The sequence below is a fragment of the Streptomyces sp. NPDC019531 genome, from assembly GCF_044903305.1.
GTDB lineage: Bacteria > Actinomycetota > Actinomycetes > Streptomycetales > Streptomycetaceae > Streptomyces.
This window is the reverse complement of the sequence record NZ_JBJDQL010000047.1, coordinates 1-7,337: the sequence shown is the minus strand read 5'-3', so window position 1 is coordinate 7,337 and position 7,337 is coordinate 1. Positions and strand designations below refer to the sequence as shown.

Sequence of the window (7,337 nt, the reverse complement as noted above, 5' to 3'; positions counted from 1 at the left end):
ATCTGGATCGCCGGAGCGGCCACCCCGGGCAGCGGGTTGTTCTGACCCGGGGCGCGTGAGGGGAGGGCCCCCGGTGGGACGACCGGGGGCCCGCCCGCGTCTTGGGGCCGGGGCTTTCGTCAGCTGCCGACGGATGTCTCGCGCAGGGCCGCTACCTCTGCCCGCAGCGCCCGTACCTCTTCCGCCAGGGACAGGATCGCCTCCGTCTGCTGGCGTTCCTCCACGTCGTCCTTCTCGAACCGCTCGATGAACCAGGCGGCGATGTTCGCGGTCACGACACCGAGCAGCGCGATCCCCGAGAGCATCAGCCCGACCGCGACCATCCGGCCCAGACCGGTGGTCGGGGCGTGATCGCCGTATCCGACGGTCGTCATGGTCGTGAAGGACCACCACACCGCGTCACCCAGCGTCCGGATGTTCCCGTCCGGTGAGTCCCGTTCGACGGAGAGCACGGCCAGGGACCCGAACATCAGCAGTCCGACGACCGATCCGGCGACATACGTCGTCACCCGGATCTGCGAGGCCATCCGCGCCCGTTGCCCCACGAGCATCAGCGTGGAGACCAGCCGCAGCAGCCGAAGGGGCTGGAGCAGCGGCAGCACGACCGCGCACAGGTCAAGCCAGTGAGTACGGACGAACTCCCGCCGCCGCGGGGTGAGCACGAGCCGCACCAGATAGTCCGTGGCGAACGACCCCCACACCACCCACTCGACCACCGTGCACGCGCGGGTCACGGGCGGCCCGGCCGTGGTGTCCACGATCGGCACCGCGTAGGCGACGGCGAACACCACCGCGAGCGCCAGCAGCGGCCGTTGCGTCAAGTGTTCCCAACGGGCTTGCGCGGAGTCTTCCTGCATAGGACGCATCGTAGGGAACCCCGCGCCCCTTCAGAGGCGCGGGGAACCACACGACCGGTACGACTACGCGTCGCCGCCCGCCGCGCCCGGGTCGGCCGCGGACACATCGAGAAGCTGATACCGGTCGATCGCCTGCTTCAGCACCGACCGGTCCACCTTCCCCTCCCGTGCCAGCTCCGTCAGCACACCCACCACGATCGACTGCGCGTCGATGTGGAAGAACCGCCGAGCCGCCCCCCGGGTGTCGGCGAAGCCGAACCCGTCGGCGCCCAGCGACTGGTAGGTGCCCGGCACCCACCGCGAGATCTGGTCCGGAACCGCCCGCATCCAGTCGGAGACGGCCACGAACGGGCCCTGCGCCCCGGCCAGCTTGCGCGTCACATAGGGCACGCGCTGCTCCTCCTCCGGATGCAGCAGGTTGTACTCCTCACAGGCCACCGCCTCGCGCCGCAGCTCGTTCCAGGAGGTCGCCGACCAGACGTCCGCCTTGACGTTCCACTCCTCGCCGAGGATCTTCTGCGCCTCGACCGCCCACGGCACGGCCACACCGGACGCCATGATCTGCGCCGGGATCGACCCCGAGGTGCCCTCGCTGAAGCGGTAGACGCCCTTGAGGATGCCCTCGGCGTCGACGTTCTCCGGCTCGGCCGGGTGCTGGATGGGCTCGTTGTAGACGGTGAGGTAGTAGAAGATGTCCTCACTGTCCGGGCCGTACATCCGGCGCAGCCCGTCCTGCACGATGTGCGCGATCTCGAACCCGAACGCCGGGTCGTACGCCACACAGCCCGGGTTGGTCGAGGCGAGCAGCTGCGAATGACCGTCAGCGTGCTGAAGACCCTCACCGGTCAGGGTCGTACGGCCGGCGGTCGCACCCAGTACGAAACCGCGCGCCAGCTGGTCCGACATCTGCCAGAACTGGTCACCGGTGCGCTGGAAACCGAACATCGAGTAGAAGACGTACACCGGGATCAGCGGCTCGCCGTGCGTGGCGTACGCCGAACCCGCGGCGATCAGCGAGGCAGTGCAGCCCGCCTCCGAGATGCCGTCGTGCAGCATCTGCCCGGTCGGCGACTCCTTGTACGCCAGCAGCAGTTCGCGGTCGACCGACTCGTACTGCTGGCCGAGCGGGTTGTAGATCTTCGCGCTCGGGAAGAACGAGTCCATGCCGAAGGTGCGGTACTCGTCCGGCGCGATCAGCACGAACCGACGCCCGAGCTCCTTGTCCCGCATGAGGTCCTTGAGCAGTCGTACGAACGCCATGGTCGTGGCGATCGACTGCTGACCCGAGCCCTTCTTCACGGTCGCGTACGTCTTGTCGTCCGGCAGTGCGAGCGGCTTGGCGCGCAGGACACGCGTCGGTACATAACCGCCGAGACCCAGTCGGCGGTCATGCATGTACTGGATCTCCTCCGAGTCCCGGCCCGGGTGGTAGTAGGGCGGCGCGCCCGACTCCAGCTCCTTGTCGGAGATCGGCAGGTGCAGCCGGTCGCGGAAGCCCTTGAGGTCGTCGACCGTCAGCTTCTTCATCTGGTGCGTGGCGTTGCGGCCCTCGAAGTTCGGGCCCAGCGTCCAGCCCTTGACGGTCTTGGCGAGGATGACCGTCGGCTGGCCCTTGTGCTCCACGGCGGCCTTGAAAGCCGCGTAGATCTTCCTGTGGTCGTGACCGCCGCGGCCCAGGTGCAGGATCTGGTCGTCGGTCATGCCCTCGACCATGGCCCGCAGCCGCTGGTCGTCGCCGAAGAAGTGGTCGCGGATGTAGGCGCCGGACTCGGTGGCGTACGTCTGGAACTGGCCGTCAGGGGTGGTGTTCATCCGGTTGACGAGGATGCCGTCGCGGTCCTGCGCGAGCAGCGGGTCCCAGGTGCGGTCCCAGATCAGCTTGATCACGTTCCAGCCGGCGCCCCGGAAGACCGATTCCAGCTCCTGGATGACCTTGCCGTTGCCGCGCACCGGGCCGTCGAGCCGCTGCAGGTTGCAGTTGACGACGAAGGTCAGGTTGTCCAGGCCCTCGCGGGCGGCGATGGTCAGCTGGCCGAGCGACTCCGGCTCGTCCATCTCGCCGTCGCCGAGGAAAGCCCACACGTGCGACTTCGAGGTGTCGGCGATCCCGCGCGCCTGCATGTAGCGGTTCATCCGCGCCTGGTAGATCGCGCCGATCGGACCGAGGCCCATCGACACGGTCGGGAACTCCCAGAAGTCCGGCATCAGCCGCGGGTGCGGGTACGAGGACAGGCCGTACGGCGCCTTCGACTTCTCCTGGCGGAACGCGTCGAGGTTGCCCTCGCTGAGGCGGTCGAGCAGGAACGCGCGCGCGTAGATGCCCGGGGAGGCGTGGCCCTGGAAGAAGACCTGGTCGCCGCCGTCGCCCTCGTCCTTGCCGCGGAAGAAGTGGTTGAAGCCCACGTCGTAGAGGGACGCGGAGGAGGCGAAGGTGGCGATGTGCCCGCCGACGCCGATCCCGGGACGCTGGGCGCGCGAGACCATCACGGCCGCGTTCCACCGGGTGGCGTTCAGGATCTTCCGCTCGATCTCCTCGTTGCCCGGGAAGAAGGGTTCCGCCCTGGTGGGGATCGTGTTGACGTAGTCCGTGCTGCGCATCTCGGGCACGGCCACGCGCTTCTCACGGGCCCGCTCGATGAGCCGTAGCATCAGATAGCGGGCCCGCTCCCGGCCGCGCTCGTCCACCGCGGCGTCGAGGGAGTCGAGCCACTCCTGGGTTTCCTCGGGATCGAAGTCAGGAACCTGACTCGGAAGGCCGCCAATGATGATCGGGTTGCGATCGGATCCGGAAGCCACGCTGTTCCTTACCTGTCAGAGGGCCGTATTTCTGCATGTCTGCACCGCTCCCCATCGTGTACCTCGGGGGGCCAAACGTCATCTCTACTCCGGGGTAACCCTTGCCCCCGCGCCCGGGTATGGTTCCCAAACACGCAAAGAGGGCAGAAAGGTGTGGCATGCGTCACGGGGCTACCGTGATGATGTGCCTGGAGTTGCGTCGACACGTTCCGGAACGTCACCGTTTCGGCGGTCTGAAACGCCGGGTACTTGCGCGATCCGCCCCGCCCGTGTGGACTACGGCCAACGCTTCGCGCACGCGCGAGGCTGAGACAATCACCAAGACATGATCAGGAGGCAACCCGTGAGCGCGACCGCGGACCACGCGGAGACGAGCCCTGCCGTAAGGCTGGGGTTCCAGCCCGAGCAGGTGGTCCAGGAGATCGGCTACGACGACGACGTAGACCAGGAACTCCGCGAGGCCATTGAGGAAGTCATCGGCAGCGACCTTGTGGACGAGGACTACGACGACGTCGCCGATGCCGTGGTGCTCTGGTTCCGCGACGACGACGGCGACCTGACCGATGTGCTGGTGGACGCCACCACGTACATCGAGGAGGGCGGCTCGATCCTGCTGCTGACGCCGAAGACCGGCCGTGACGGCTACGTGGAGCCGAGCGACATCTCCGAAGCCGCGACGACGGCCGGGCTGTCCGCCTCCAAGAGCGTCAGTGTGGGCAAGGACTGGAGCGGCAGCCGACTGGTGACGCCCAAGGCGGCCAAGTCCAAGAAGTAGCCCTGTGGAAGCGGACGGGCCGGCGCGACCGGCCCCTCCGCTTCCCTGTGCCGATCGCTGCGTAGGGTGGTTCCGTCACTCGAACAGCCCCCCGAAGGGACATCCACGCGATGGCGATCCAGGTCGGCGACAAGGCCCCCGACTTCGAGCTCAAGGACAACCACGGCCGTACCGTGAAGCTGTCCGACTTCCGCGGCAGCAAGAACGTCGTGCTGCTCTTCTACCCCTTCGCCTTCACCGGCGTGTGCACCGGTGAGCTGTGCGAACTGCGTGACAACCTCCCCACGTTCGTGGACCGCGACACCCAACTGCTCGCCGTCTCCAACGACTCCATCCACACCCTGCGTGTCTTCGCCGAGCAGGAGGGCCTGGAGTACCCGCTGCTCAGCGACTTCTGGCCGCACGGCGAGGTCTCCCGCGCCTACGACGTCTTCGCCGAGGACAAGGGCTGCGCGGTGCGCGGCACCTTCGTCATCGACAAGGAGGGCGTGGTCCGCTGGACCGTCGTCAACGCGTTGCCGGACGCCCGTGACCTGAACGAGTACGTGAAGGCGCTCGACACCCTGTGATTGTTCGCCTCCAGGGACTGCGTGGGTCGGGAACCCGTCACTAGGATCGAATCGTTGATCCGGCAGCATCCGACATCGAACGCAATGCGGGGCTCCCGGCCCCTGGACACCAAATGGAGGACTCGTGGGAGTCAGCCTCAGCAAGGGCGGCAACGTATCGCTGACCAAGGAGGCCCCGGGCCTGACCGCGGTCATCGTCGGTCTGGGGTGGGACGTCCGCACCACGACCGGCACGGACTTCGACCTGGACGCCAGCGCACTGCTGCTGAACGCGGCAGGCAAGGTCGCCAGCGACGCCAACTTCGTCTTCTTCAACAACCTCAAGAGCGCGGACGGCTCGGTCGAGCACACCGGTGACAACCTCACCGGTGAGGGCGAGGGCGACGACGAGCAGATCAAGGTCAACCTCGCCGCGGTCCCGGCCGACGTCGAGAAGATCACCTTCCCGGTCTCGATCTACGACGCCGAGAACCGTCAGCAGTCCTTCGGCCAGGTGCGCAACGCGTTCATCCGCGTCGTCAACCAGGCCGGCGGCGCCGAGATCGCCCGCTACGACCTCTCCGAGGACGCGTCCACCGAGACCGCCATGGTCTTCGGCGAGCTCTACCGCAACGGCGCCGAGTGGAAGTTCCGGGCCATCGGCCAGGGCTACGCCTCGGGCCTGCGCGGCATCGCCCAGGACTTCGGCGTCAACGTCTAGGACCGACCCCGGTCCCTTCCGTCCGGCGCCGCACCGTTTGCGTGCGGCGCCGGACGTGCAGGAACAGCACGGAAGCACACTCTCGGGGAGGGAACAGCACATGGGCGTCACGCTCGCCAAGGGAGGCAACGTCTCCCTGTCCAAGGCCGCACCCAACCTCACCCAGGTGATGGTCGGACTCGGCTGGGACGCGCGCTCCACCACCGGAGCGGACTTCGACCTCGACGCCAGCGCCCTGATGTGCGCGGGCGGGCGCGTCCTGGGGGACGAGTACTTCGTCTTCTACAACCAGCTCAAGAGCCCTGACGGTTCGGTCGAGCACACCGGCGACAACCTCACCGGTGAGGGCGAGGGCGACGACGAGTCGCTGCTGATCGACCTCTCCAAGGTGCCGGAGCGGTGCGACAAGATCGTCTTCCCGGTCTCCATCCATGACGCCGACAACCGCGGCCAGACCTTCGGCCAGGTCAGCAACGCCTTCATCCGAGTGGTCAACCAGGCCGACGGCCAGGAACTGGCCCGCTACGACCTCTCCGAGGACGCCTCCACCGAGACCGCGATGATCTTCGGCGAGGTCTACCGCCACCAGGGCGAGTGGAAGTTCAGGGCGGTGGGCCAGGGGTACGCGTCCGGTCTGCGGGGCATCGCACTCGACTTCGGGGTCAACGTCTCATAACGCGATATGAGCAAAAGCCGGGGCCGGGTGGGGTACGACGAGGGCCCGACTAGACTTCGGCTTCAAGTCTTCGTAAAGCCGAGTGCGGCACGGGGGAACCCCGTACACGTACGGATTGGGTAGCCAGTGGTTCTCAAAACCTTCGGCTGGTCGTTCGCGGTCACCGCGCTCGGCCTGGTCGCCGCCGTCTTCTACGGGGGGTGGGAGGCGTTCGGAATCGTGGCGATCCTCTCCATCCTCGAGATCTCCCTGTCGTTCGACAACGCGGTGGTCAACGCCGGAATCCTGAAGAAGATGAATGCCTTCTGGCAGAAGATCTTCCTCACCGTCGGCGTCCTGATCGCCGTCTTCGGGATGCGGCTGGTCTTCCCCGTCGTGATCGTCGCCATCAGCGCCAAGTTGGGGCCCATCGAGGCGGTCGACCTCGCCCTCAACAACAAGGACCAGTACCAGGAGCTGGTGACCGACGCGCACCCGGCGATCGCCGCGTTCGGTGGCATGTTCCTGCTGATGATCTTCCTGGACTTCATCTTCGAGGACCGGGACATCCAGTGGCTGCGCTGGCTGGAGCGGCCGCTGGCCAAGCTCGGCAAGGTCGACATGCTGTCGGTGTGCATCGCCCTGGTCGTCCTGCTGATCTCCGCGTTCACCTTCGCGACCCACGCCCACCAGCACGGCGGCACCCATGTCGACAAGGCGCAGACCGTCCTGATCTCCGGCATCGCGGGCCTGATCACCTACATGGTCGTCGGCGGACTCTCCGGCTACTTCGAGGACAAGCTCGAAGAGGAGGAGGAACGCGAGCACGAGGAAGAGGAGCGGGCCGAGCGCGAGGGCAAGCCCAAGTCGGCCGTCCTGATGGCCGGCCAGGCCGCGTTCTTCATGTTCCTCTACCTGGAGGTCCTGGACGCCTCCTTCTCCTTCGACGGTGTGATCGGCGCGTTCGCCATCACCAACGACATCG

General features: G+C 67.1%; 7 protein-coding genes. 5 read left to right on the top strand and 2 right to left on the bottom strand.

Annotated features, from left to right (window positions below; translation table 11 throughout):
• Positions 1-119: 119 nt before the first annotated feature.
• Both ACI2L1_RS36895 and aceE read right to left on the bottom strand, forming a co-directional pair.
• On the bottom strand, positions 120-857 hold the full coding sequence (locus ACI2L1_RS36895; protein WP_404743799.1) for an ion channel: 738 nt from the start codon (positions 855-857) through the stop codon (positions 120-122).
• Between the two features lie 63 nt (positions 858-920).
• The gene (gene aceE, locus ACI2L1_RS36890; RefSeq protein WP_404743798.1) at positions 921-3,653 is read right to left on the bottom strand and encodes a pyruvate dehydrogenase (acetyl-transferring), homodimeric type; all 2,733 of its coding nucleotides are present in this window, start codon (positions 3,651-3,653) and stop codon (positions 921-923) included.
• A gap of 343 nt (positions 3,654-3,996) precedes the next feature.
• Here aceE and ACI2L1_RS36885 point away from each other — a divergent pair, with 343 nt between their 5' ends.
• From ACI2L1_RS36885 to ACI2L1_RS36865, 5 genes are all read left to right on the top strand, one after another.
• Positions 3,997-4,428 carry a DUF3052 domain-containing protein gene (locus ACI2L1_RS36885; RefSeq protein WP_164428760.1) on the top strand — a complete coding sequence of 144 codons (432 nt, stop codon included), beginning with the start codon at positions 3,997-3,999 and terminating at the stop codon, positions 4,426-4,428.
• A 110-nt stretch (positions 4,429-4,538) separates the two neighbouring features.
• Positions 4,539-4,997, top strand: coding sequence for a peroxiredoxin (locus ACI2L1_RS36880; protein WP_404743797.1), 459 nt, complete (start codon positions 4,539-4,541; stop codon positions 4,995-4,997).
• A gap of 124 nt (positions 4,998-5,121) precedes the next feature.
• Complete coding sequence (locus ACI2L1_RS36875; protein WP_404743796.1) at positions 5,122-5,697, top strand: TerD family protein; 576 nt, start codon at positions 5,122-5,124, stop codon at positions 5,695-5,697.
• 100 nt (positions 5,698-5,797) lie between these two features.
• Entirely contained in the window at positions 5,798-6,373 is a 576-nt protein-coding gene (locus ACI2L1_RS36870) for a TerD family protein (RefSeq protein WP_404743795.1), read from the top strand.
• A 126-nt stretch (positions 6,374-6,499) separates the two neighbouring features.
• A partial coding sequence (locus tag ACI2L1_RS36865; RefSeq protein ID WP_404743794.1) for a DUF475 domain-containing protein occupies positions 6,500-7,337 on the top strand: 838 nt, incomplete at its 3' end.